Genomic DNA, 25,107 nt, shown 5'->3' with positions numbered 1-25,107 from the left:
AACAATTTAAGCAGTGAAGGTTGCAAAGAACATTACTAGGGAGGAAAATCTGGTATAAAAAGCAACATTCTTTTTAGAAAACAGCCTTCTTCATTATAAAATTCTTGTTTTTAATAATAAATAATTGGGTATGTAATAATGAGGAGCAAAGAGGGGGCTTTATTCTTGAAACAAATCACCGTGTATATTAGTGATGACTGTATATATTGTGAAAAATTAATCTACAAGTTACATGAATGGGGAATTGATTATCAACTTAAAAATGTTTCGAAACAAAAAGCGTATATGAAGCAGTTACAAGAACAAGGTATTTACGGAACACCAGTTACTTATTCCCATCAAAGCGATCGATATATTTTAGGGTTACAGTTTGGCGAATTGAAGAAGGAGTTAAATATAGGATAAGGACACTCACACCACAATAATAATTTGCATAACCTATTAGTAATTAAGTAGATAAAGGATGTGGTGTTATGAATAACAGACCGTTTTATAATCATCCGCCACCCTACTATGAAAGATATGCCAATTTTCAATATCAACCACAACCACAACAGCAACCACAACAATCGTATAACCCATATCATCAGCAAACTGAATCATTCTATTCACAGACACCTTTTGAACATTTTGCCAAACCAAAGCAACCGACAAATTGGTACCAGGAAATGTACCAAAACCCGGACTCCTACAACCAACAATATACAAATCCGTCAAATGGCTTCTTATCACAATTCCAAGATGAAAAAGGACAAATGAATCTAGATAAAATGCTTTCAACTGTTGGACAAATGGCAAACACTTATCATCAAGTACAACCAATAATTAAGCAATTTGGCAATTTCATGAAAACGTTTAGGTAATCACATAGTTCATTAAAAATAATTCATGGGGCTGATTAGATGTTACTGTATCAGCTCTTTTGTCAGTGGGGATATGGAGTCAAAGTATTATTTCGTGTGAAGTAGGGCAAAAGAAGTATAGGTCTTTTTTGGCAGATAAGAATATATAAACTTTCTTAAGCTTTCCCCATATAAGGCTTGGCAAAAAGTCCAAGTTTTCTAAAGGAGAATGAATGATGATAGGTTGTTTAATTATACACGGATTTACTGGTGGTCCATATGAATTAGAACCGCTTACTAACTATCTTAAAGAAAGAACAAATTGGCATATTTTAGTACCAACGTTACCGGGGCATGGAAGGAAACTTGCATTAGAAAATGTAACGCACAAAAATTGGATAAACACGGCAGAAAAATCGTTGCAACAGTTAAAGGAGAAGTATGATGAAGTTTATGTTATCGGTTTTTCTATGGGTGGAATGATTGCAGCATATTTAGCTGCGAAATATAAAGTGGATAAACTGGTTTTATTAGCGACAGCAAGAAAATATCTTTCTGTAAAACAAATTAGCATTGATTTTGGGGATGTAATTAAAGACAGTGTTCAAGGTAACTTACAGCAAAATAAGTTATACCTTAATTACAAGCGGAAAATAGGATCAGTACCATTCAAGGCAAATATAGAATTTCTTAAACTAATTCGTTTAACGAGAAAACATTTAAAAAATATCAAATCGCCAGTTCTTATTGCACAAGGGCAGATGGATAGTATGGTTCCATACAAAACCGCATATTACTTAGACAAAGAAATCCCTTCATCCAAAAAAGAGGTTGTCTTTTTTGAACGATCCAGACATCTTATCTGTTTAGGTGATGATAAAGATACATTAAACAGAATGATCTACCAATTCCTTGTTAAGAAAAAAGAAATAAAAAAGAGCCTGCTCAATTGACAGACTCAACGATATAAGGAATGGTCGGCAATAATAATTGCCGGCTAACTTTTATTTATCCTTAAAAAATGAAATAACTAATGCTCCTTCACCGCCATATGTTGAAATTAATGGACCGGTTTCAGTTAATAATGCGTCTTTAAATGCATATTTATTTGTTATTTCCGCAAGTACTTTTTTTGCTCGTTCCTCGGCATTACAGTGGGTCATCATTATTACTTTATCTTCCACGTTTTTAGTGTACTCACCAATTTGTTCGACAAACCGGCGAATCGACTTTTTATCGCCGCGAACTTTTTCTGATACCTCGATAGTTCCTTCTTCACTCGCTTTCATCAATAATTTTATATTTAACGTCTTTGCTATTGTACCCTTTACTTTGTCAAGACGACCACCCAGTACGAGGTTTTCTAGGGTTTTTAAAACGAATAAAGTTGTTGTTTGTTCTGTACGCTCGTGAAGATGATGAACAAGGCTTTCAAAGGAATAATCTTCTTTTATTTTTTGGAGTGCTTCGTGTAATAATAAAGCTTGACCACAAGAAGCGGTTTTCGTATTGATTACTTCTATTTCTCGTTCAGGTTCTTCTTCAAGTAACATGTTTTTGGCTGTTACCGCATTCTCATATGTACTGCTTAACCCCTTTGACAAACTAAGCATAATTATTGGCTTAGTTGGATCAATTTGCTTATATGCTTCATAAAAATCATTTGGACTTGGTGCTGAGGAGCGAGGTAATTCTTTTGTTTCTTCTATTTTCTTATAAAAGGTTGGTAAATCAATCGTTACACCAGACTTATATTGTTCTTCTTTAAAATGCAAATAAAGGGGAACAATTACGATTTCTAAAGCGTCTACAAGACGTTTTGGAATATCTGCTCCGCCATCTGTCATCAATTGAAACTTCATTTCCTTCACCTACTTATGCTAATTAATTATTGTATAGTATATCAGTTTATTTCCTCAGTTCCCACCATAACGTTAAGTTTAACGCTTGTGTGAAATGGTGACAGTTGCTTTACGAGTTGTACTCAAAATAAATAAGAACAAGCCAAATACAACAATTGTGCCTCCTAGCCATTGTGACCAATTTATTTTTTCTTCTAAAATGATATAGGCAAGAATAGATGCTCCTATAGGTTCAAGGACGATTCCCATTGATATCGTTGATGTACTTAGCCATTTTAAAGCCCAATTAAATAAAGTATGTCCTAAAAATGTTGGTATAATTGCTAATGCTAAGAAGATTAGCCAGTGATCACCAGAAAAACCAACAAAGGAGTTCTGTGCCACTATATTATATATAATTAGCGTCAAGCTACTAATTCCGTACACGACAAATGTATATGTCATAAGGGATAATCGCTTACGAACAGATTGTCCCATGAGAAAATATGCTGTAACCATAATTGCCCCTAATAGTGCTAGGATATCACCCAAAAACGCCATACCACTTATTTGAAAGTCCCCCCAGCTAATGATAATGCTTCCTAATAAGGCAATAATCATGCTGATAACAGCTCCAGGGGTGAAGCGTTCTTTGAAAAAAATATAAGTTCCAATAAAAGCAAATATTGGCTGTAAGCTAACTAGTACTACTGAGCTTGCAACAGATGTATAATTTAGTGACTCAAACCAAAAAATAAAATGAAATGCTAAAAAAACACCTGCGAATGAAGACAATATCCAATCTCTTTTTTGGATTAGTTTAAACTCATGGCGGTATTTCAATAGGATGAATGGAGACATAAGTATGACGGCAAAAAGCAAGCGATAATTAGCAATAATTGCCGCAGGAGCATCACTAGCTAATTTCACTAAAATTGCTGAAGTTGAAACAGAAATAACACCAATTATGACAGCGAAATATGGATTAACAGGAGGCAGCCTCATAAAGTATCTCCTTTAATGCTATGTTATGTTTTTTGGTAAATGAACGTTGTTACAATATATTTTACCATGTAGTTAGATAAAATTCATAATGTAACTAGTGGCTATGATAATAGAGAATGTGTTATGATAAAATAACGATTAGTATGCCACGGTGCTAAATATCCGAAATAATTAAGTTCTAAGAGAATAGAACTCGTCATTTCGGTATAAAAATAACGGAAAAGTAACATTTTTATTAACCTCCAACCAAAGAGGACGAAAGAATTTAGGAAGCTTCTTATCATTATTGGGCATTGCCTTTTTTACTGTAGTCTTGGAAGTAAATATTAGTTTATTCCTACGTTTTTTAAGATAAAGCATATTATTAGCTATAGATTTTAGCATCAAGGCAATTTTGAAGCGCTAAGGCGAATATATTTTTACAAAAAGGAGTAGTAAAAGCGTGACAACATTTAGCGAATTAGGAATTTCAAATCCTATTATGAAATCACTTGAAAAAATGGGATTTGAAGAAGCGACGCCTATTCAGGCAGAAACCATTCCTCTTGCAATGCAAGGGAATGATGTCATCGGACAAGCACAAACAGGAACAGGTAAAACTGCAGCATTTGGGATACCAATGATTGATAAGATTGATGAAAAACAGCGTAAAGTACAAGGACTAGTTGTAGCACCTACAAGGGAATTAGCTATCCAGGTTGCTGAAGAAATAAACCGTTTAGGTAGAATAAAAGGTGTACGTGCATTACCTGTTTATGGTGGTCAACATATGGACCGTCAAATTCGTTCTCTAAAGGACGGACCGCAAATTGTAGTAGCAACTCCAGGGCGGTTATTAGATCATTTTCGCAGAAGAACAATCCGAACCAATCAAATCCAAATTGCTGTTTTAGATGAAGCAGATGAAATGTTAAACATGGGATTTATTGATGATATTCGTGAGATCTTAAAAGGTATTCCAGAAGAAAGACAGACACTACTTTTCTCTGCAACAATGCCTAAGGAAATCCGAGATATTGCAACCAATCTTATGAAGTCACCGAAAGAAGTAAAAGTTAAAGCGAAGGAAATGACTGTTGAAAACATTGAACAGCACTTTGTTGAGATTCCAGAGAAGTTTAAGTTCGATACATTAACGAACCACTTGGATATTAATAATCCTGAGCTAGCTATTATCTTTAGCAGAACTAAAAAACGAGTGGACGAAATTGCAGAGGGATTACAAGCGCGTGGATTCCGAGCAGAGGGAATTCATGGTGATTTAACCCAAGGCAAACGTATGTCTGTCCTAAATAAATTCAAAAATGGCCGTGTGGATGTGCTTGTAGCTACAGATGTTGCTGCACGTGGATTAGATATTTCCGGGGTAACACATGTTTATAACTTTGATATTCCACAGGACCCTGAAAGCTATGTCCACCGTATTGGACGTACTGGAAGAGCAGGAAGAACAGGTGAAGCAATATCCTTTGTTACACCAAGAGAGATGGCTCATTTACGATTGATCGAAAAAGTAACAAAAAGTAAAATGAAGCGTATGGTTCCTCCATCTAATAAAGAGGCTAGACGCGGTCAACAACAAGTTACATTAGAAAAGATCTTAAATACGATTGAACAAAAAGATCTTGAGTCTTACCATGAATCTGCAAATGAATTATTACAGGAACACGATTCCATCACTGTTATTGCAGCTGCATTGAAGATGTTAACGAAAGAGCGTAGAGATGTTCCAGTCCAAATTTCTTCCGTTGCACCTATTAGTGTGAAAAAAGCGCAAAATATGAATGATAATAAGCGACGTTCTAATAATAATAATAAAAGGTTCTTTGGGAAACGTGGTCAAGGTGGCCGTAACCAAGGTGGTAGAAATCAAGGCGGCGGACGTAATCGCAAAGGAAATTTCCAAAAGCGGAGAAATCGCGACTAAGATAATACAACGATGACAAAAGCTCCTACCATGTTAGGGAGCTTTTTTCTTTTTGAATCCTAATTAGTCATGATACGTATTACTTAAGTACAATTATAGAAATGGAGGTAATATTATGAGACAACCACCAAAAAATACGATAGCAAAGGATGCTATTAAAGCTTGGAGAATAAGTGCCATCCTATCAGTTGGGATCCTATGGTTATCAACGTTATCGCTTGGAATTCTTTCGTTTATATTTGATTGGACTATATGGATCCCTATCGTAGCAGGTTTGATAAGTCTAGTAAGTACGGTCGTATTTGTTTTTATTCTCCCTAAAATTCGCTGGAGAAGATGGCGCTATGAGGTTTTTGAACAAGAAATATATATCCAACATGGCATACTTATTGTGTCAAGAACCCTTGTTCCAATGATTCGTGTCCAACATGTAGATACCAAACAAGGGCCAATTCTTAAAAAGTTTCAATTGGCTAGTGTAACCATTTCAACAGCTGCAACTACACATGAGATACCAGCATTATTGGAGGAAGATGCCTCAGAACTTAGAGATAGAATCTCATCATTAGCAAGGGTGGATGAAGATGATGTCTAATAAGCGGAGACTACATCCTGCAGCTATTTTTTTTAACTTTGTCAAAACAGTAAGAGAAGCCATTTTCTTTATTGTCATAGGGTTTATCACATTTAAGGATGAATCATATATTTATTTTATTTTGGTTTTATCTGCCCTACTCCTATTATTTATTACGTTAAGTGTTTTATCGTGGTATCGTTTTACATATCAAGTGGTGGATGATGAATTGCGAATAGAATATGGAATAATTATTCGAAAGCAACGATATATCTCAAAAAACCGTATTCATTCTATCGACTTAACTGCTGGTGTCGTTCATCGGATCTTTAAGCTTGTTAAAGTGCAAATTGAAACGGCAGGTAGTGGAATGAGTGCTGAAGCATCATTAAAAGCAGTAAGGCTACAGGAAGGTGAGAGGTTACGTAGTGAATTGAAAATGCTGCAGCAGATCGATGCTCAAGAAGAGGAAGTAGAAAAACAAGCCCCTAAGGAATCCATATCGATGCGAAGATTATTTATTGCTGGTACAACCTCGGGTAGTGTTGGGGTCATTTTAGCTATTGCTGCTTTTGGTTTTTCTGAAATAGAACAATTTATTCCAGATGATTTTTATAACCAAACGTTTGAATGGGTCATTGGACTTGGAATTGCGATTATAATTGTTCTAGTAGTAGTGATATTATTAGTTCTCTGGCTCTTTGGAATAGCGGGTACAATGATAAAGTATGGCAACTTTACGATTACAAAAAATGATGATGAATTATTTATAACTCGTGGATTGTTAGAAAAGAAACAGCTAACTATTCCATTAAAACGAATCCAGGCAATTGGGATACAGGAGAGTGTGATTAGGCAGCCATTGGGATATGCAACTGTCTATGCTGAGGTTGCGGGTGGATCACTCGATCAAGGGGAAGATTTTTCGACTGTACTATTCCCCATAATGAAGAAGGATGAAATAGCTGAATTCTTAGAGAAATTCCTACCTTCTTATTTATCTGATCACAATAACTTAGAGCCGTTACCGAAACGTGCTCGTAAATTTTATATATTTCGATCCATTATTCTGTTCTTGGCTCTTGTTGTCGGTGTATTTATTTTCTTTCCACAATTTAGTTGGATACCTGGAGTTCTCCTGATTGGAAGCTTTTATTTAGGACTATTACGCCATCAAGATGGTGGTTTTTTGACAGAGAATGATCGTTTAACGATTCGCTATCGGACGATGAGTAAACATACAATGATCATGTTTCATAAACGTATCCAATCTTATGAGAAAAAGCAGTATACCTTACAGAAAGTACAGCAGCTAGCTACGATGAATATTTCCATTATCGGTAAGTTAGGTGTAGGAAAGCATTTTAAATTAAAGGATCTTGACGAGGATCATGTCAATCAATTAGCTGACTGGTATTCTTATCGAAAATAATGAGGCTGGGACAAAAGTGTTCTAATCAAAGGAAAATCCAAACTATGATTCAAAATTCTTTAAATAGAATTCGAATTAGTTAGGATTTTTCTTTTGGAACTTAGGTGTTAAGTTATGCCCCATCCTCATTATTCACTAAAATCCTAAACGGCTTATAAGTCCAAGTACCACAAGTATTCCTAGGATAATCCATAAGAGGTTTTTCTTCATTTTGTTTGGTAGCCTTTTTTTATTCCAACGATTTGGATTAAATTGGATCTCGTCATCATTCTTCATTCTTCTGTTTCTCCAAGGTGAGAATGGTTTGACGTTAATTAACACAATAGAAGCTATCGCAAATCCACCGATAAATCCAAAAATGTGACCGTATATGTTAATGTTAGGCTGGATAAAAGTCATTACAAGTCCAATGATAAATATGGTCATGATTATTTGTGAATTTGCAGAGTCAATTAAATGTTTACGAAATGCAACCATAAATACATAAATTCCAAATATCCCGTAAATAGCACCTGATGCACCAACATGTGTATAAATAGCTGCTGGTTCAAGTAGGAAGGTTCCAACATTGCCAATTATCCCGGCAAAGATATAGGCAAAAATGAACTTATACTTTCCGAGCATTTGCTCTAAGGCTGGACCGAATAACACAAGTGCGAATGAGTTAAATAGAGTATGCATTAAATCCGCATGAAGAAAAATCGGTGTTATAAAACGCCAATATTCACCTTGATGAATATAAAAATGGGTGCCTGCTCCCCAATTGTATAATTGGATCCCAATGGGAAGTTGTAGAAAATAAACTAGAATCCATAGTGCTAGATGAATAATTACTAAAGTAGAAATAACTGGGTAGAATTGCATAAATTCTTTTATACTTCTTTCTGTTCTCAGAAACATCGATTTCCCCCACTTTTGATAAGATCTATGATTATTTTTTGGTAAACTTTGATTGCTATGTTATGAACAATCGATGTGGTCGGTTATGATAAGAATAGTATTACCATTCTTAGATTACTAAAATACAGTACATGAATACAAGTATATGCTTTTTATAGAAGTAAGATGATAGGGGAATGTAAATGATTAAAGGTATTGGAATTGATATCATTGAATTAAGCCGAATAAAGGAAAGTATCCAAAATAATACGAAGTTTGTCGACAGAATATTAACGGAGAAAGAGAAAGCGTTCTTTATGAAATTAAAAAGTGAAAAGAGAAAAATAGAATTTCTTGCTGGAAGGTTTGCAAGTAAAGAAGCGTTTGCGAAAGCAACAGGAACAGGAATTGGTAAATTAAGCTTTAAGGATATTGAAATTCTTCATGACGATCAAGGTGCACCGACAATAACAGTTAATGGTTATACGAATTACCGGATTTTTATATCCATTAGTCACAGTAACGAATTTGCAGTTGCCCAAGTGATTTTAGAAGATTAATGTAATAAGGTTCTGCATAAATAATAGGGTTGTCTCATATATTTTAGTGCGGGTAGGAGGGAGCAAAGTGTATATTGTCACCGCACAAGAAATGTACGATATGGACCATTACACTATGAGTGAGATTGGTTTGAGGGGCAGAATATGTATGGAAAATGCCGGAAGAGCTGTTTGTGAGAAACTTGTTCACAATGGGTATATCAGTTTGCATAGCCGTAATTGTTGGGCAGGAAAGTATCAGTGGAGATGCCCTTTTCCATAAGTAAATTTTTATAAACTGTAAGGGCGAATTCTACAATAAAGGAGAGTCGAGATCTACCTATATTGTTTGTGGGGTGGATAAGATATTGTGATTGAAGCAATACTTGTGATCGATAATCGGTTGTTGCTAGTGATATTTCGTCAGGTCTTCCTTGTTAATGAGGGGGGAGAAGACCTTTATGCTGTACAAGCTGAATATAAGGTCGTACGGGCGACCCTAAAAAAGTACTTTTTTACAGCATACGTTTTCTTGCTACGGGATTTCGTTTCCATTGGTTTTTTCAAGTCAGTAGCATTTAATACTCGAATTTGATAGTACGTCCAAGTATGTAGCGAACATCATCGATTTGGAGTGTTTAGTAGCTACCATTCAATTCTTTTCCGAAGAAGATAGGATCATGGATACGAAAGAGAATTCAATGGAAGGTTATATTGCTATTACTCTTGGGGTTGGAATGGGACGAGAGATTCGAACGGTAGAACTTGCTCTTCGTCATGTGAAAGAAGCGGGGATCCCTAAAATAGTTATTGCAGAGATTATACCAGAACAATGATTTTATCACATCGCAATGGAGAGCCGACCATGAAGCTTGGGATTTTTTATAACTGACTTAGTGTTAAATCCTATTCTTTAATCCTATTACTGCAATAGTGCATAATGTGTTTCTAGTTTAAAGGGGAGATATACTACTGAACATATTGTTGGAAACCTCGAACTTGAAAAGAAGCGGAAATGGGGATGTGCTATTTAGGATTAGTTTAGGGTAGTGCAAGATTAATCGCTTTTTAATCATAGTGTAACGCCTTTATTTGCGCGGGAAATTGCCGTTCCGACATACAAGTAGAAAATAAATACACTCATCATGATTAATGGCTACGGTTGTAATCGAGGGGTTGCAACCGCGTATCGTAGATTATCTTAGAAATGTGTTGTGACAATTTGTTCCCTTTGTGAATACAGAAAATCTATTTTTGGGTAGGTTAGTATGTATGTAACCTAAAACAAGGGAGATATGTCCATGACAAAGAAAAGAAGTATTTGGATTGCAATTTTTATAGCCGTATCACTATTACTATCTGCTTGTGGTGAGAAATCGCAGGAAGATGTAGTGGAAGAGCTCCAAGAAAATCTAGAGGAATTAAGCGGTTATAAAGCAAGTGCCCAAATGAAAATGAATACTGGTCAAGAAGAACAGAAATACAATATCGATGTATGGCATAAGAAGGAAGATTTTTATCGAGTGGCATTATCAAGTGACGAATCTGAGAACGGTAGTCAAATTATCTTAAAAAACAAAGAAGGAGTATTTGTTCTTACACCAGAGCTGAACAAAAGCTTTAAATTTCAATCAGAGTGGCCGGAAAATAGTAGTCAACCATACTTATTCCAGTCACTAGTGAATGATATTCTTTCAGATGAAGAATTAGTATTTAGCACAACAGAATCAGAATATGTTTTCCAAACGAAGACAAACTATCAAAGCAATAATAGTTTACCGCTTCAAGAAATCTATATTGATAAAGGGAGCTACACCCCTGTTCTCGTAAAAGTATTAGATAATGATAAAAACGTTGCGGTAGAAGTGAGCTTCTCTAAATTTGAAGTGGATCCTAGCTTTGGAGAAAATGATTTTGAAATTGAAAAGAATATGGAAACTGCAGCATTAGACGATGAGGATGTACCTGCTTCAGGAGATGTAAGTGATGATACATTCGCTGTTTTGGTACCGAACCAAACAGTTGGTGCTGAATTAACGGATCGAATAGAAGAGGATATTGAAAATGGAAAACGTATTATTTCAACGTATTCTGGTGAGAAGAACTTCACACTTGTGCAAGAGAAGCGAGATGTAGTACCAACTCTCTCCTCTCCACAAGAGGTTAATGGAGACATTGTCAACCTAGGTCATGCGGTAGGCGCCCTTTCAGAAACTGCCGTTGAATGGGATTATGAAGGGATGAACTTCTATTTAGCAAGTGATCAATTAACGAGAGAGGAATTAATTGAAGTTGCACAATCTGTTGTAGGAACAGAAGTGAAGTAGCATGTGGTGGAATAGAGCAGACTCAAAGTGGAGGGGGTCTGCTTTTTATTTTTATTTCTAGATATGTATAATAGACAATATAGCATGTTGATGTAGTGAAAGGGGCTATATTGTTGTGGCAGATCATTTTTATCGGCAAACATGGGTAGATATTGACTTGGATGCGATCGCATATAATATAAAACAAATTAAAAGTAAACTTCCACAGCAAAGTGATATTATTGCTGTAGTAAAAGCGGATAGTTATGGACATGGAAGTGTTCAAGTTGCAGAAAAAGCACTTGAATCCGGTGCGAAAATGTTAGCCGTTGCACTTTTAGAAGAAGCTTTGGAATTGAGGGAAGCTGGAATTAATGCACCAATTTTAGTGCTAGGTTGGGTATCGCCTTCATTTACCTCGGTTGCAGCAGAACAAGATATCACATTGACGTTTTATCAAAAAGCTTGGCTCGAAGAAGTTATGAATTATTCATTTAAAAATAAATTAAAGCTTCATATGAAGTGGGATACAGGTATGGGTAGGGTCGGAATTCGATCGGAATCGGAATTAACGGATATTTTACATGTGATTAAAGAGAATAATAACATGGAATTAACGGGAGTATATACTCATTTTGCTACTGCTGATGAAGAAGACCTGACATATTTTTATCAACAAAAAGAACGCTTTACGAAACTTTTATCTTCTTTCAAAGAACAATGGCAGGAGCCGGTAGCAGTCCATATTGGAAATAGTGCAGCATCGATTCGATTTCCGAAAGAAATGCATAATTACATTCGTTTTGGCATATCCATGTATGGGTTATATCCTTCCAAAGCGGTTAAAAACGAAAATCTAATTCATCTCAAGCAGGCATTTTCATTACACAGTAGACTAATACATGTGAAAAATGTACCAACTCACGAAAGTATAAGCTATGGTAGGACTTATATTACCAATGACAAGGAGTGGATTGGCACTATTCCGATTGGGTATGGAGATGGTTGGAGTCGGAAACTACAAGGGGCTAGTGTTTTAGTAGATGGGAAAAGAATGCCGATTGTGGGAAGGGTTTGTATGGATCAAATGATGGTTCGACTTGATCGTGAATATAAGGTTGGAACGGAGGTAACGCTAATAGGTGAGCAAAAAAATAATAGAATAGATATGGATGAAGTGGCAGACTACTTAGGAACAATTAACTATGAAATTCCATGTATGATCAATAACCGTGTACCGAGAAGATTTAAAGGTTAACTTGGATTTCCTATCACTATGTATAAGGTATGATGAATTTTGTCGACTTAATCGGGCGATTACCTATATTTTTTATTAAAAAATATGATAAACCTTTGCATTACAGTCGATACAATGATATTATTAGAATGAATTTTAATATGGTCGTTCAACAGTTGGCGGAGGTGCATGGTTTTGTCAGAGAGTTTACAAGAGATTATGGTGCGGCTACCAAAAAACCTGTTAAATGAGGTGGATGGAATAATGAAATATGAAAATAGTGATCTAAGTGATTTTATTTGTCAGGCAACAAGAAAGTATCTAGAATCCAAAAAAGAGCAACATATTCAAAACTTTTATGAATCCATGCAAAAAGGCTATGAAGAAATGGCTAGAATAAATCTTAAAATTGCTTCTGAGGCTTTTCAAGCTGAAGAGGAGGCAGAAGTCACTTTAGAGCGCACTGTGATCGGGGTGTAGCATATTGATCGTACAAAGAGGCGAAGTTTATTTCGCTGATCTATCCCCTGTCGTTGGGTCAGAACAGGGAGGTATACGTCCAGTATTGATCCTTCAAAATGATATTGGTAACCGATTTAGCCCTACTGTAATAGTTGCTGCAATTACAGCACAGATTCAAAAAGCGAAATTACCTACACATGTAGAAATTAATGCGAAGCAGTATGGGTTCGACCGTAATTCCGTAATTCTTTTGGAACAAATTCGTACGCTGGATAAACAGCGATTAACAGATAAAATAACCAAATTAGATGATGAAATGATGAAAAAGATCAATCATGCTTTAGAGATAAGTTTAGGATTAAAAGAATTATATGGTCAGTGATATAACCCTAGTTTGTAGTAAAAACTATGGGTTTTTATTATGTCGTAACTTTCTTTATTGAAGGATACTAAGGTCAATTTACCTCATGTTGAGTCTGAAAATTTGGATTAGATGGTTTATTTCGCTGTGTGTATTACATTATATTTGCACAAAAATTTGTTACATGTGACAATTAATGATAATTATTCTAAAGGCTTAGGGGGTTGGTTATGGATAGGAATTTAAAGCGTATTGCTTTAGAAAATAGTGATTCCATTGTAAAAATGTGGATGAATGAAATTAATACGATCAAAGATGGAAACTACACTGCTACTATTTCTGACGATTTATTTGAGAATACAAATAGAGAATTTGTTAATGTGATTTTTGCTAGTATTAAGGATCAAGGATCCTCGAAGGTTGTCGAGGATTTTTCAGAGAAGATTATTAATCTAGGATGGCCATTAAGTTATATCACAGATGGTTTGCAAATCTTTCGACGAGTAACAATTGAGTTTATATTAACAAAATCAAATAAAGTGGATTCTAGTTATTTTTCCAATGTTTTAGAAAGTGTTGATTTATGGGTAGAACCGATTATACGTAGATTAGTCAATGAATACTCAGGTAGTTGGGAGCATATTGTATCTTTGCAAAGAGTTGCTTTACAGGAATTATCAGCCCCATTAATACCTGTCATGGAAGATATTACAGTTATGCCACTCATTGGTACGATAGATACTGATCGCGCAAAATTGATAATGGAGAACCTATTAGAGGGTGTTGTTAAACATAATTCAGAAGTTGTTTTAATTGATATTACAGGGGTTCCAGTAGTGGATACAATGGTAGCTCATCACATTATTCAAGCTGCAGAAGCTGTAAGATTAATAGGTGCAACATGTATTCTTGTTGGTATTCGACCTGAAATTGCCCAAACGATTGTAAATCTTGGAATCGATCTAAGTAAATTCTCGACAAAAAGTTCTTTGAAAAAAGGCTTTATGACCGCATTAGAATTAATGGATCGTAAAATAATAGATTTAGATTCAAAAGAAGAAAGCATCGAGAGAATGATTGAATCTATCAAAGGGGAGTAAACCAGTGAGAATTCCAATTCTTAAATTATATAATTATCTTCTTATTTCTATACAAACTGAGATCGATGATCAAACTGCGATACAATTTCAAGAGGACCTATTGGATGAAATTCATAAAACGGGCTCAAACGGAGTTGTGATTGACCTAACTTCTGTGGAGGTAATCGATTCCTTTATAGCAAAGGTTCTAGGAGATGTGGTAACAATGTCGGATCTAATGGGGGCGAAAGTAGTACTTACTGGAATTCAACCAGCAGTTGCGATGACCTTGATTGAACTAGGTATTCATATGCAAAATGTCCCAACTGCATTAGATTTAGAACAAGGATTATTGAAACTCCATCAGGAATTGGGGGAATGATGATGAACTCCCAATCCTGTGTCATTATACAAAAAGAATGGGATATTGTTGCTGCCCGTCAGCTCGGGCGTGAAATTGCAAAAAAATTAGGTGTAGGTACAGTAGATCAAGCACGAATAGCAACAGCGGTATCAGAAATAGCTCGTAACATATATTTATACGCCAGTAATGGAAAAGTTTGCTTTAATATAATTGAAAATGGTAATAAAAAAGGAATTCAAATAATAGCAGAAGACGAAGGACCTGGGATAAGAGATATTAGCCAAGCGATGGAAGATGGATATTCCACTTCAGGTGGACTTGGTGCAGGACTTCCTGGTGTAAAAAGGTTAATGGATGAATTTTACATTGAATCAGAAATTGATCAAGGAACAATGATCAAAGCTATTAAATGGGTTAGGTAATATTTTATGTGGGGATATGCAGTACATACAGAGGGTTATGCAAATATGTATACCCCTATTTGTATTTGATAGATAGGAGAGAAGGTTCGTGGATACGATAAAGGCAGACCTCAAGAATTATAAAGCACTGTTAAGAAACTATATTGAAACACAGGATGAAAAATCACTTTATGGTGCCGAACAGATTTCTAAATCATTTATTAAAAAGAATATCCTACCAGAGGAAATAGTGAATTTACATATCCAAGCAATTACCGAATTATATCCGGATTTAAGTGAGGACATTCAACATGCAATGAATTTTCTTCTCGAAACGATGATATCCTATGGATTAGCCCATCAGGAATTTCAAACGTTACGAGAAAAGCAATTAGAATTGAAGTCAGAGATTTCCGTTGCAGCACGTATGCAGGAGACATTACTTGCAACTACCACCCCAGAAGTAAAAGGTTTAGACATTGGGGTGATCAGCGTACCTGCCCACCAAATGAATGGGGATTATCACCATTTTGTAATAGGGAAAGATGGAACAATAGGTGTTGCCATTGCCGATGTTATTGGAAAGGGAATTCCAGCTGCATTATGTATGTCCATGATCAAGTACGCTATGGATAGTTTTCCAGAACAGTCGATGAGCCCAAAGTTAATACTGGAAAGCCTTAATCGTGTAGTAGAACGTAATGTAGAACCAGGTATGTTCATTACGATGTTTTATGCGCAATATAACCCAGAAAATAGTAAATTATATTATGCATCTGCCGGCCATGAACCAGGGTATTATTATAGTTCTTCAAAAAACACTTTTGAGGAAATTAATGCAAATGGACTTGTTCTCGGTGTATCTCAAGATGTTAGCTATAATCAATATGAACGCATACTTTGTAGCGGAGATATGATCGTCTTGCTAACGGACGGTGTAACCGAATGTCGAAGTAATGGAGAGTTTGTTGATGCAGAAGAAATTATCGAGGTTATTAAAGGATATGCACACTTACCTGCTCAAGAAGCTGTAATTCAAGTGTATAAACATTTCGAACGCTTGCAAGATTTCCAATTGAAGGATGACTTTACATTAATAATATTACGAAAAAATGTTTAGCCATAGTTATTTTGGGGAATTAAAACGCAAGATGATTTTTTAAGTAATGTTAACTCGACTCGAAGAACACACTAGATTACTTTAAGATTATCACAACTTGGCTATGGAAAAGTTATGAGAAAAATACTCGTTTTGCAATAAAGGAGGATTTTTTATGAATTTGGAAATTAACGTCACGGAAGACTCTGCAAAAATTCTAGTTCACCTATCAGGAGAAATTGATGTATATACTGCACCGAAACTCAAAGACACACTTTTGCAACTAACAAGCAATAATGGTAATGATATTCAAGTTGATTTATCTCAAGTTAGTTACATGGATAGTACGGGTTTAGGCGTTTTTATTAGCGCGTTAAAATCCGCCAAAGAATCTGGTAGTACTGTTACTTTAGTAAATTTGAGAGAACGAGTCCTCAGATTATTTCAAATAACAGGGTTAGATCAAATTATTGATATAAACTTAGGCGAACGAGGTGTAAAAAGTAATGGACACTTTTGATTTTGTCGAAATGAAAGTTCCAGCTAAAGAAGAATATGTAGGTGTAGTTCGTTTAAGCATATCCGGTATTGCAAATCGGATGGGATTCACCTATGAGGATATTGAAGATTTGAAAATAGCTGTATCTGAAGCTGTTACAAATGCAGTGACCCATGCTTATAAAAAGAATGAAACTGGAGAGGTAACTATAGGGTACGGAATTTATCAAAACAGACTAGAAGTAATGGTTGCTGATCATGGTGGAAGTTTTAATTTGAATGAAATTAAAGATGGCATTGGTCCTTATGAGAACGATGAATCTATTGAGGAGCTACGTGAAGGCGGATTTGGATTATTCTTAATGCAGGCGTTAATGGATAAAGTAGAAATTAATAATGATGCAGGTGTAATTGTACTAATGACCAAGTTTGTTGATGAAATTGGGGTGGAGCTTGATGACGACCAAGTCTCAACCACACAATAAAGGAGGGGATGAGGTATATCAATGGATCGAAAAACTGCAAACCAACCCGACTGATGAAGCAGCTCAACAGCAAATTGTTCTCGCTTATCAACAATTAGTAGAATCAATTGCTAGAAGATATTCCAAAAATAGTAGTATTCACGAAGATTTAGTTCAGGTAGGATTAATGGGCTTATTGGCTGCTGTGAGTAGATTTGACCCATCTTTTGGTAAGTCATTTGAATCATTTGCAATCCCTACCATTGTTGGTGAAATTAAGCGGTTTATTCGAGATAAAACATGGAGTGTTCATGTTCCACGTCGAATTAAAGAACTTGGTCCTAAAATTAAAAAAGCAGTAGATGATTTAACGACTATCAACCAAAAAGCTCCAACGGTTGGTGAAATTGCTACCTATCTAAAAGTGTCGGAAGAGGATATTCTAGAGACAATGGAAATGGGTAGAAGCTATAATGCATTATCCGTAGACCGTGAAGTAGATGCCAGTTCGGATGGGAAACCCGTTGCGATTTTAGACCTAATTGGTAATGAGGAGAATGGATATAACCAAACGGATTTGAAAATGTTGATCGAGAAAATATTACCTATATTATCAGAAAGAGAACAGGATATTTTACGTTATACGTATTTTGACAATATGAGTCAAAAAGAAATTGGTGAATTATTAGGCATTTCCCAAATGCATGTTTCAAGACTAATGCGCCGTTCATTAAGAAAACTCCGTGAAGCAATCCAATCTGATAGTACGGAGGTATTAGATTGAGTAATCAAACAAAAGTACAAGTAGCTGTCTATCAAAAACCTAAAAAAGGGAATACTTGTTGTGGTGATAGCTATTATTACATAGAAACAGAAAATGCGTTTGTCTGTGCATTAGCGGATGGTTTGGGAAGTGGAGTATATGCTAAAGAATCTTCGGATGTTGTGATCAATATTATAAAAGAAAATGTACATGATCATGTGGAAGAATTGGTCAAAAAGTGTAATGTAGAATTGTTTGGTAAACGGGGAGTAGTTTTAGGTATTTTTAAAATTGATTATATCGTACGTAACTATTCGTTCTCGTCTATCGGCAACATAGGGTTTATCTCCATAACAAAGGATAAAAAGAAAAAACGAAACATTCCAAATTCCGGTTATTTATCAGGATTTAGAAAGAAATTTAAAATTCTTCAAGAAAATTTGGAAGCACAAATGAACTTCGTTATGTTTACAGACGGTGTAACAAATTGCGAATTATCGTCAAATTTTTATATTCATTCTGATGTTGATGATATAACTAAGTCATTTGAAGTGCAGAGTGATAGTAAAAGGGACGATGATACCACACTTATAGCGATGAGGTATGAGGAATAGGGAAGGCTGGCATGATAGTCAGTCTTTTTCTTATGCTTTAGTGACCACTGAATGAAGTTTCACTTTATCCCTCATAATAGGAAATTAAATTGTTATTTGATAAAATAAGTATGTAGGAAAAGGAGGAACAAATGTGTCTACTGAATTAAAACCAGAAATTAGCCAATGGGTAGCGAAAGAGGCTAACGTAAAAACGACCATTGTAAATAAAGTGATTGCACTGATGGATGAAGGGAATACGGTTCCGTTTATTGCTAGATATCGAAAAGAAGTAACGGGTGGACTTGATGAGGTTCAAATTAAGTTAATTCAAGACAAATGGCAATATGCAACCAATTTAGCTGATCGTAAAGAAGAAGTAATTCGATTAATAGATGAGCAAGGGAAATTAACGGAAGAACTTGAGAGGGACATAAAAGAAGCAACGCAACTACAGCGTGTAGAAGATTTGTACCGTCCTTATAAACAAAAACGTAGAACGAAAGCAACTATTGCGAAAGAAAAAGGGCTAGAGCCACTTGCTGAAATAGTTTGGAAACAAGAGCAGGTAGATCTTTTAGAGGAAGCGAAAAAATACTTCTCTGAAGAACATGAATTACATCATGTAGAGGATGTCCTTGCAGGTGTTAATGATATTATTGCGGAGTGGATTTCTGATGAGCCTACTTATCGTGAATTTATTCGAGAAGAAACATTTAAACGTGGTACCGTTTATTCTGAAGTGAAACATGCAGATAAAGATGAAAAAGGCGTATATGAGATGTACTATGAATATAGTGAAACGGTTCGTTCTATTGTATCGCATCGAATTCTAGCGTTGAATCGAGGGGAAAAAGAAGAGGTGCTAAAAGTCTCCATTGAACCTCCAACTGAGCGAATTGTAGATTACTTAGAAAAAAAGGTTATCAACAAGAAACCGAATCAAGAGATTCAAGGTGTATTGCAAGGTGCTATTCAAGATAGTTACAAACGTTTAATTCAACCATCTATCGAGCGGGAAATCCGTAATGCCTTAACAGAAAAAGCGGAGGAGCAAGCGATCGAGGTATTCTCAACTAACCTTAAAAATCTATTATTACAGCCACCGTTGAAAGGGAAAACCGTCCTAGGTGTGGACCCTGCATATAGAACTGGGTGTAAGCTAGCAGTAGTTGATGAAACAGGAAAAGTTCATGAAGTAAGTGTTATGTACCCAACTGCACCGAAGAACGATATAGTAGGCGCGGAAAAAATAGTCATGAATTTTGTACAAAAATATAATGTAGAACTCATAGCAATTGGAAATGGGACTGCTTCACGTGAGACAGAACAGTTTATTTCCGATGTGATTGAAAAGCATCGCCTGGATATTCCTTACATCATTGTTAATGAGGCTGGTGCAAGTGTTTATTCCGCATCGAAATTAGCACGTGAAGAATTCCCGGATTTACAAGTAGAAGAAAGAAGTGCTGCATCTATTGCACGTCGGGTTCAGGACCCATTAGCAGAATTAGTGAAAATTGACCCTAAATCCATAGGGGTAGGACAATACCAACATGATGTAAGTCAAAAATCACTTAACGAATCCTTGTCATTTGTAGTAGAAACGGCTGTAAACAAAGTAGGTGTTAATGTAAACACAGCTTCTAGTTCCTTATTACAATATGTATCAGGGCTTAGTAAAACTGTTGCCAATAATGTTGTAGCGCTTCGAAATGAGAATGGAAAGTTTACTAATCGAAAGCAACTAAAGAAGATCCCGAGGCTTGGGGCTAAAACATTTGAACAGGCAATAGGATTTTTGCGCATTATGGATGGAGAACATCCGCTAGATCGTACGCCGATTCATCCAGAAACTTATGCACATACAGAAGAGCTATTAAAGATGATAGATTGTCAATTAGACGACATTGGTTCACAAGCTTTAAACGATAAGCTGAACCAGTTAGAAGTAAAAGAAATAGCAATTAAACTGGACATTGGCGAACCAACATTACGCGATATTATGTCTGCTTTAAGTCGACCAGGACGAGATCCCCGTGATGATTTGCCAAAACCATTATTAAAGCAAAATGTATTAACACTAGAGGATTTAAAACCTGGCATGGAGCTTCAAGGGACTGTGAGGAATGTTGTTGATTTTGGTGTCTTTGTAGATGTCGGTGTAAAACAAGATGGGTTAGTTCATATCTCCAAAATGGCTAATAAATTTGTAAAGCACCCAATGGACATTGCTTCAGTTGGTGATGTTGTTACGGTCTGGGTTGAGCAGATTGACGCTGACAAAGGTAGAATCGCACTATCTATGGTAGAAGGCTAATTTGTATTAGAAAGTTAGTTACCAAATCGGTAACTAACTTTTTTGTATAAAAATAAGAAGAATAGTGCTTGGGCACTATTCTTCTTAGATGTGAAGAGATTATTTTACCGTTTCAGGTACTGTTAAACCTAAACCTTCAGCAATTCTTTTACCCCATTCAGGATCTGCTTTGTAGAAGTGCTCGATTTGGCGTAGTTTAATTTCTTCTTTTTCAACAGGCATCATATGGTCAACGAAGTTTTGGATCAGCCTATCTTTTTCATCCGCACTCATTAAACGATATAGATCACCTGCTTGTGTATAGTGATCATCACTATCGTAAGCAACGCTATCTGCTTCACCATATACTTCAAACGGACTTATTTTCTTCGTTTTATCCTCAACCGGACCATCGAAGCTATTAGGTTCATAGTTGAGCTTGCTTCCACCATTTCCATTTACTTGCATGTAACCGTCACGTTGATTATTGTTTACTTCATTTACCGGACGATTAACAGGAATTTGATGATGATTTACTCCAAGGCGATAACGGTGTGCATCAGAATATGCGAACAATCGCCCTTGCAGCATTTTATCTGGAGATGCCTCGATCCCAGGTACGAATTGACCAGGAGAGAATGCAGCCTGCTCGACTTCGGCGAAATAATTCTCAGGGTTTCTATTTAATACCATACGTCCAACTTCGATTCTTGGATAATCTTTTTTAGACCAAACTTTCGTAACATCGAATGGATCGAAACGATATGTTTTCGCATCTTCGTAAGGCATTATTTGTACATAAAGCTTCCATGCTGGGAAATCACCTTCTTCAATAGAGTTGAAAAGGTCTTCTGTATGATAGTCTGGATTTTCACCAGCAAGTTTTGAAGCAAGGTCACCATCTAAGGCCTTTACACCTTGTTCACTAATAAAGTGATACTTAACCCAAAATACTTCCCCTTGATCATTAACCCACTTAAATGTATGACTTCCATAACCATTCATATGTCGTAATGTTGCAGGAATACCTCGGTCACCATGTAAATAAGTAATTTGGTGCAGTGACTCAGGAGATAATGACCAGAAATCCCAAACCATATTAGGATCTTTTAAATGTGTTTGTGGGTGACGCTTTTGTGTGTGAATAAAATCTGGGAATTTAATGGCATCACGAATAAAGAAAATTGGCGTGTTGTTTCCAACTAAATCATAATTCCCTTCTTCTGTGTAAAATTTAACCGCAAATCCACGGGGATCACGAACTGTATCTGCTGAACCTAGCTCACCAGCTACCGTAGAGAAACGAATAAACATTGGTGTACGTTTCCCAGCCTCACTTAGAAAGGATGCCTTTGTATATTTTGAAATTTCATCATTGGTTACTTCAAAGTAACCATGTGCTCCAGCTCCTTTTGCATGTACAATACGTTCTGGAATTCTTTCTCTATTAAAATGTGCTAGTTTTTCTAGTAAATGAAAATCTTGGATTAATGTAGGTCCACGATGACCAGCAGTAATCGAATTTTGATTGTCCCCAACTGGTGCTCCAGATGCAGTAGTTAATGTAGTCTTTTTCTCACTCATTTTTACACCTCTCCTTTAAATTAATAGAATGAATGTCTTACGTTAATTATAATACAAATATAATAAAAATCAATATTTAATTATAATAACTTTAAATAACTAAAATTTTACTTACTAGAAAAACCGTACTCTATTACTGAAATTTTTATGAAAGTTAGCTGGCATTATGATAAAATTAAAGAACAATTGAGATAAGGAAGTAATGATGATGACACTTTTAAATGATGAAGAACTGTATAAGTTGGTCCACAATCTATCTGTAACCTATTTTAATAAACCTTTTTTAGATAAAGTATATTTCAATCATCGGTTACGGACTACCGGAGGAAGATATATTCCAAGTAAAAGAGTGATTGAATTAAACCCTAAATACGCAATAGAAACGGATAGTAAAGAGTTTATTGGTATTATTAAACATGAATTATGTCATTACCACCTTCATATAGAAGGAAAGGGATATAAGCATGGTGATCTGGATTTCAAAAAACTGTTGAAGGAGACTGGTTCACCAAGACACTGTAATCCATTACCTTCTTCTAATGAAGAGAGTAGATATAAATATAAATGTGAAAGTTGTAATCATATATATGAAAGAAGACGTCGTGTTAATGTAAATAGATATCGATGTGGAAAGTGTAGAGGGAGGTTAAGACTAATTAATAATTAGGGGAAATAGAATAATGCTTAGGGTGTTAAATGTCTTTAAATTCAGATACAAAAAAGTGATTGACGAATTGGTTTGGACATGTTAAATTATATAAAGTCTTACAAAAACGACATGCAAATAAAAACAAAAAGACAAAAAAGTTGTTGACATTAGTTCTTAATTATTGTATGATATTTCTCGTCGCCGTTAAAAAATGGTGATGAAAAAAGTAACTATTCCACAGTAGCTCAGTGGTAGAGACGAGCATCACTTCCACCGAATAAACTACAAGTAACCCCGAAGCACATTGCTTCCTAGAATATGCTAGAAGATGTAGGGGTCACACTTCATTGATTAAGCTTTCAAAAGCGAGATCAGGGAACAATATTAAATTATTCCACAGTAGCTCAGTGGTAGAGCTATCGGCTGTTAACCGATCGGTCGTAGGTTCGAATCCTACCTGTGGAGCCATATGGAGAAGTACTCAAGTGGCTGAAGAGGCGCCCCTGCTAAGGGTGTAGGTCGTGTAAGCGGCGCGAGGGTTCAAATCCCTCCTTCTCCGCCATTTTATAATGGCCCGTTGGTCAAGCGGTTAAGACACCGCCCTTTCACGGCGGTAACACGGGTTCGAATCCCGTACGGGTCATCTTTTAATAAAAAAAGATATAGTTAGGTCCGGTAGTTCAGTTGGTTAGAATGCCTGCCTGTCACGCAGGAGGTCGCGGGTTCGAGTCCCGTCCGGACCGCCATTAATATTGGGCTATAGCCAAGCGGTAAGGCATCGGGTTTTGATCCCGTGTACCCTAGGTTCGAATCCTAGTAGCCCAGCCAATTTTTTATTTGTGATATTTATCACAAATTTCTTGTTTTTAACGAGCCATTAGCTCAGTTGGTAGAGCATCTGACTTTTAATCAGAGGGTCGAAGGTTCGAATCCTTCATGGCTCACCATTATTAAATCTATTATAATTTCAATCTTCCTTATATAAATAGAATTACGCGGTCGTGGCGGAATGGCAGACGCGCTAGGTTGAGGGCCTAGTGGGAGATAATCCCGTGGAGGTTCAAGTCCTCTCGACCGCACTGGATTCTCGAATGTTCTCGGAGTCATTGCAACGTTTGACTTAAAGATGTTGATATGTTACTTTAGAATATGTCGCTTTTAAAGCGCCCGTAGCTCAATTGGATAGAGCGTTTGACTACGGATCAAGAGGTTAGGGGTTCGACTCCTCTCGGGCGCGCCATTTACGGGAAGTAGCTCAGCTTGGTAGAGCACATGGTTTGGGACCATGGGGTCGCAGGTTCGAATCCTGTCTTCCCGACCAGAAGAAACCAAGAAATAACATTATAATATAGTTAACTTATGTTTTTCTTTTCTATATTAGATGCGGGTGTAGTTACAAGCTTTACTCCCGCCGAGCAAACTGCGAGTTGTTCCGAAGCATCAATCAACCATGACTATGCTTGAAGATGCAGGAACATAGCTAGCCAATCGAAGAAAGTGAACTTATTTAAAGTAATACATCTATTTTAGATGCGGGTGTAGTTTAGTGGTAAAACCTCAGCCTTCCAAGCTGATGTCGAGGGTTCAATTCCCTTCACCCGCTCCATTTTAATAAACGTGGGCCTGTAGCTCAGCTGGTTAGAGCGCACGCCTGATAAGCGTGAGGTCGGTGGTTCGAGTCCACTCAGGCCCATCCACAAAAAATGTGGAAAATAACCATTGACTTTAACAAGTAATTGCGTTATAATTAAAAAGTTGCTTCATTAAAAAGCAACGCGCAACATTGCTCTTTGAAAACTGAACAAAACAACCAGTATGTTAAGACAGAAAAACAACCCTGTTTTTCTAAAAAAGCAACAAATCTAGAAGCTAGTGTTTCTAGTAGCTAAGAACTTTCATATGATTGATT

Annotated in this window: 27 protein-coding genes and 11 tRNA genes; 34 read left to right on the top strand and 4 right to left on the bottom strand. The window is 36.2% G+C overall.

What is annotated here, in order from left to right:
- Window positions 1–165: 165 nt before the first annotated feature.
- The 3 genes from ACFSTA_RS07350 to ACFSTA_RS07340 all read left to right on the top strand — a co-directional run bounded on the left by ACFSTA_RS07350 (window position 166) and on the right by ACFSTA_RS07340 (window position 1,795).
- Complete coding sequence (locus ACFSTA_RS07350) at window positions 166–405, top strand: glutaredoxin family protein (protein ID WP_377555949.1); 240 nt, start codon at window positions 166–168, stop codon at window positions 403–405.
- Window positions 406–473: 68 nt separating this feature from the next.
- Entirely contained in the window at window positions 474–863 is a 390-nt protein-coding gene (locus ACFSTA_RS07345; protein ID WP_377555947.1) for a YppG family protein, read from the top strand.
- A 215-nt stretch (window positions 864–1,078) separates the two neighbouring features.
- Window positions 1,079–1,795 carry an alpha/beta hydrolase gene (locus ACFSTA_RS07340; RefSeq protein ID WP_377555946.1) on the top strand — a complete coding sequence of 239 codons (717 nt, stop codon included), beginning with the start codon at window positions 1,079–1,081 and terminating at the stop codon, window positions 1,793–1,795.
- A gap of 51 nt (window positions 1,796–1,846) precedes the next feature.
- On the opposite strand, the gene ACFSTA_RS07335 is transcribed toward ACFSTA_RS07340, so the two are convergent.
- Both ACFSTA_RS07335 and ACFSTA_RS07330 read right to left on the bottom strand, forming a co-directional pair.
- Window positions 1,847–2,704 (bottom strand): DegV family protein, encoded by an 858-nt coding sequence (locus tag ACFSTA_RS07335; RefSeq protein WP_377555944.1) that lies wholly within the window; start codon window positions 2,702–2,704, stop codon window positions 1,847–1,849.
- A gap of 78 nt (window positions 2,705–2,782) precedes the next feature.
- The gene (locus tag ACFSTA_RS07330; RefSeq protein WP_377555943.1) at window positions 2,783–3,688 is read right to left on the bottom strand and encodes a DMT family transporter; all 906 of its coding nucleotides are present in this window, start codon (window positions 3,686–3,688) and stop codon (window positions 2,783–2,785) included.
- A gap of 442 nt (window positions 3,689–4,130) precedes the next feature.
- On the opposite strand from ACFSTA_RS07330, the gene ACFSTA_RS07325 reads away from it, so the two are divergent.
- From ACFSTA_RS07325 to ACFSTA_RS07315, 3 genes are all read left to right on the top strand, one after another.
- Window positions 4,131–5,615 carry a DEAD/DEAH box helicase gene (locus tag ACFSTA_RS07325; protein WP_377555941.1) on the top strand — a complete coding sequence of 495 codons (1,485 nt, stop codon included), beginning with the start codon at window positions 4,131–4,133 and terminating at the stop codon, window positions 5,613–5,615.
- Between the two features lie 115 nt (window positions 5,616–5,730).
- Complete coding sequence (locus ACFSTA_RS07320) at window positions 5,731–6,210, top strand: PH domain-containing protein (RefSeq protein ID WP_377555939.1); 480 nt, start codon at window positions 5,731–5,733, stop codon at window positions 6,208–6,210.
- The gene (locus ACFSTA_RS07315; protein WP_377555938.1) at window positions 6,203–7,621 is read left to right on the top strand and encodes a PH domain-containing protein; all 1,419 of its coding nucleotides are present in this window, start codon (window positions 6,203–6,205) and stop codon (window positions 7,619–7,621) included. Before ACFSTA_RS07320 ends, ACFSTA_RS07315 begins: the two co-directional genes overlap by 8 nt.
- A gap of 135 nt (window positions 7,622–7,756) precedes the next feature.
- On the opposite strand, the gene ACFSTA_RS07310 is transcribed toward ACFSTA_RS07315, so the two are convergent.
- Window positions 7,757–8,521: a rhomboid family intramembrane serine protease gene (locus ACFSTA_RS07310; RefSeq protein ID WP_377555937.1), complete on the bottom strand. Its 765-nt coding sequence runs from the start codon at window positions 8,519–8,521 to the stop codon at window positions 7,757–7,759.
- A 182-nt stretch (window positions 8,522–8,703) separates the two neighbouring features.
- Between ACFSTA_RS07310 and acpS the strand changes: the two genes are divergently transcribed.
- The 16 genes from acpS (at window position 8,704) to ACFSTA_RS07230 (ending at window position 20,986) form a co-directional block, all read left to right on the top strand.
- Window positions 8,704–9,060 carry a holo-ACP synthase gene (gene acpS / locus ACFSTA_RS07305; RefSeq protein WP_377555936.1) on the top strand — a complete coding sequence of 119 codons (357 nt, stop codon included), beginning with the start codon at window positions 8,704–8,706 and terminating at the stop codon, window positions 9,058–9,060.
- A gap of 67 nt (window positions 9,061–9,127) precedes the next feature.
- Complete coding sequence (locus ACFSTA_RS07300; RefSeq protein WP_377555935.1) at window positions 9,128–9,322, top strand: hypothetical protein; 195 nt, start codon at window positions 9,128–9,130, stop codon at window positions 9,320–9,322.
- Between the two features lie 397 nt (window positions 9,323–9,719).
- Window positions 9,720–9,875, top strand: coding sequence for a hypothetical protein (locus ACFSTA_RS07295; protein ID WP_377555934.1), 156 nt, complete (start codon window positions 9,720–9,722; stop codon window positions 9,873–9,875).
- Between the two features lie 465 nt (window positions 9,876–10,340).
- On the top strand, window positions 10,341–11,366 hold the full coding sequence (locus ACFSTA_RS07290) for a LolA family protein (protein WP_377555933.1): 1,026 nt from the start codon (window positions 10,341–10,343) through the stop codon (window positions 11,364–11,366).
- 115 nt (window positions 11,367–11,481) lie between these two features.
- Window positions 11,482–12,603, top strand: a complete 1,122-nt coding sequence (alr, locus tag ACFSTA_RS07285; protein WP_377555932.1) for an alanine racemase — start codon at window positions 11,482–11,484, stop codon at window positions 12,601–12,603.
- A gap of 174 nt (window positions 12,604–12,777) precedes the next feature.
- The gene (locus ACFSTA_RS07280) at window positions 12,778–13,062 is read left to right on the top strand and encodes a CopG family ribbon-helix-helix protein (RefSeq protein ID WP_377555931.1); all 285 of its coding nucleotides are present in this window, start codon (window positions 12,778–12,780) and stop codon (window positions 13,060–13,062) included.
- Window positions 13,063–13,066: 4 nt separating this feature from the next.
- Window positions 13,067–13,426, top strand: coding sequence for a type II toxin-antitoxin system PemK/MazF family toxin (locus ACFSTA_RS07275; RefSeq protein WP_377555930.1), 360 nt, complete (start codon window positions 13,067–13,069; stop codon window positions 13,424–13,426).
- Window positions 13,427–13,635: 209 nt separating this feature from the next.
- Window positions 13,636–14,505 (top strand): RsbT co-antagonist protein RsbRA, encoded by an 870-nt coding sequence (locus ACFSTA_RS07270; protein WP_377555929.1) that lies wholly within the window; start codon window positions 13,636–13,638, stop codon window positions 14,503–14,505.
- Window positions 14,506–14,509: 4 nt separating this feature from the next.
- Window positions 14,510–14,866 carry an STAS domain-containing protein gene (locus tag ACFSTA_RS07265; protein WP_377555928.1) on the top strand — a complete coding sequence of 119 codons (357 nt, stop codon included), beginning with the start codon at window positions 14,510–14,512 and terminating at the stop codon, window positions 14,864–14,866.
- Window positions 14,867–14,868: 2 nt separating this feature from the next.
- Window positions 14,869–15,270: an anti-sigma regulatory factor gene (locus ACFSTA_RS07260; RefSeq protein WP_377555927.1), complete on the top strand. Its 402-nt coding sequence runs from the start codon at window positions 14,869–14,871 to the stop codon at window positions 15,268–15,270.
- A gap of 88 nt (window positions 15,271–15,358) precedes the next feature.
- Entirely contained in the window at window positions 15,359–16,369 is a 1,011-nt protein-coding gene (locus ACFSTA_RS07255) for a PP2C family protein-serine/threonine phosphatase (protein ID WP_377555926.1), read from the top strand.
- A gap of 154 nt (window positions 16,370–16,523) precedes the next feature.
- On the top strand, window positions 16,524–16,868 hold the full coding sequence (locus ACFSTA_RS07250) for an STAS domain-containing protein (protein WP_377555925.1): 345 nt from the start codon (window positions 16,524–16,526) through the stop codon (window positions 16,866–16,868).
- On the top strand, window positions 16,855–17,331 hold the full coding sequence (rsbW, locus tag ACFSTA_RS07245; RefSeq protein WP_377555923.1) for an anti-sigma B factor RsbW: 477 nt from the start codon (window positions 16,855–16,857) through the stop codon (window positions 17,329–17,331). Before ACFSTA_RS07250 ends, rsbW begins: the two co-directional genes overlap by 14 nt.
- On the top strand, window positions 17,303–18,094 hold the full coding sequence (gene sigB, locus ACFSTA_RS07240) for an RNA polymerase sigma factor SigB (RefSeq protein WP_377555922.1): 792 nt from the start codon (window positions 17,303–17,305) through the stop codon (window positions 18,092–18,094). Before rsbW ends, sigB begins: the two co-directional genes overlap by 29 nt.
- Complete coding sequence (locus ACFSTA_RS07235) at window positions 18,091–18,687, top strand: SpoIIE family protein phosphatase (RefSeq protein WP_377555921.1); 597 nt, start codon at window positions 18,091–18,093, stop codon at window positions 18,685–18,687. The genes sigB and ACFSTA_RS07235 overlap by 4 nt, the downstream gene beginning before the upstream one ends.
- 133 nt (window positions 18,688–18,820) lie before the next feature.
- Window positions 18,821–20,986 carry a Tex family protein gene (locus ACFSTA_RS07230; RefSeq protein ID WP_377555920.1) on the top strand — a complete coding sequence of 722 codons (2,166 nt, stop codon included), beginning with the start codon at window positions 18,821–18,823 and terminating at the stop codon, window positions 20,984–20,986.
- Window positions 20,987–21,085: 99 nt separating this feature from the next.
- Here ACFSTA_RS07230 and ACFSTA_RS07225 read toward each other — a convergent pair whose 3' ends face one another.
- On the bottom strand, window positions 21,086–22,549 hold the full coding sequence (locus ACFSTA_RS07225) for a catalase (protein WP_377555919.1): 1,464 nt from the start codon (window positions 22,547–22,549) through the stop codon (window positions 21,086–21,088).
- Window positions 22,550–22,757: 208 nt separating this feature from the next.
- Here ACFSTA_RS07225 and ACFSTA_RS07220 point away from each other — a divergent pair, with 208 nt between their 5' ends.
- From ACFSTA_RS07220 to ACFSTA_RS07165, 12 genes are all read left to right on the top strand, one after another.
- Complete coding sequence (locus ACFSTA_RS07220; RefSeq protein ID WP_377555918.1) at window positions 22,758–23,216, top strand: SprT family protein; 459 nt, start codon at window positions 22,758–22,760, stop codon at window positions 23,214–23,216.
- A gap of 375 nt (window positions 23,217–23,591) precedes the next feature.
- A tRNA-Asn gene (locus ACFSTA_RS07215) sits at window positions 23,592–23,666 on the top strand.
- A 3-nt stretch (window positions 23,667–23,669) separates the two neighbouring features.
- A tRNA-Ser gene (locus tag ACFSTA_RS07210) sits at window positions 23,670–23,760 on the top strand.
- A gap of 9 nt (window positions 23,761–23,769) precedes the next feature.
- Window positions 23,770–23,841 (top strand) — tRNA-Glu (locus tag ACFSTA_RS07205).
- Between the two features lie 26 nt (window positions 23,842–23,867).
- Window positions 23,868–23,944, top strand: a tRNA-Asp gene (locus ACFSTA_RS07200).
- A gap of 7 nt (window positions 23,945–23,951) precedes the next feature.
- Window positions 23,952–24,026: transfer RNA gene (locus ACFSTA_RS07195), tRNA-Gln, on the top strand.
- Window positions 24,027–24,069: 43 nt separating this feature from the next.
- A tRNA-Lys gene (locus ACFSTA_RS07190) sits at window positions 24,070–24,145 on the top strand.
- Window positions 24,146–24,193: 48 nt separating this feature from the next.
- Window positions 24,194–24,277, top strand: a tRNA-Leu gene (locus tag ACFSTA_RS07185).
- A gap of 84 nt (window positions 24,278–24,361) precedes the next feature.
- Window positions 24,362–24,438, top strand: a tRNA-Arg gene (locus tag ACFSTA_RS07180).
- Between the two features lie 4 nt (window positions 24,439–24,442).
- Window positions 24,443–24,519 (top strand) — tRNA-Pro (locus tag ACFSTA_RS07175).
- Between the two features lie 211 nt (window positions 24,520–24,730).
- A tRNA-Gly gene (locus tag ACFSTA_RS07170) sits at window positions 24,731–24,804 on the top strand.
- A gap of 13 nt (window positions 24,805–24,817) precedes the next feature.
- Window positions 24,818–24,891: transfer RNA gene (locus ACFSTA_RS07165), tRNA-Ile, on the top strand.
- Window positions 24,892–25,107 lie beyond the last annotated feature (216 nt).

The organism is Ornithinibacillus salinisoli (assembly GCF_042684965.1).
Lineage (GTDB): Bacteria > Bacillota > Bacilli > Bacillales > Amphibacillaceae > Ornithinibacillus > Ornithinibacillus salinisoli.
This window is presented reverse-complemented; position numbering and strand designations above follow the sequence as displayed.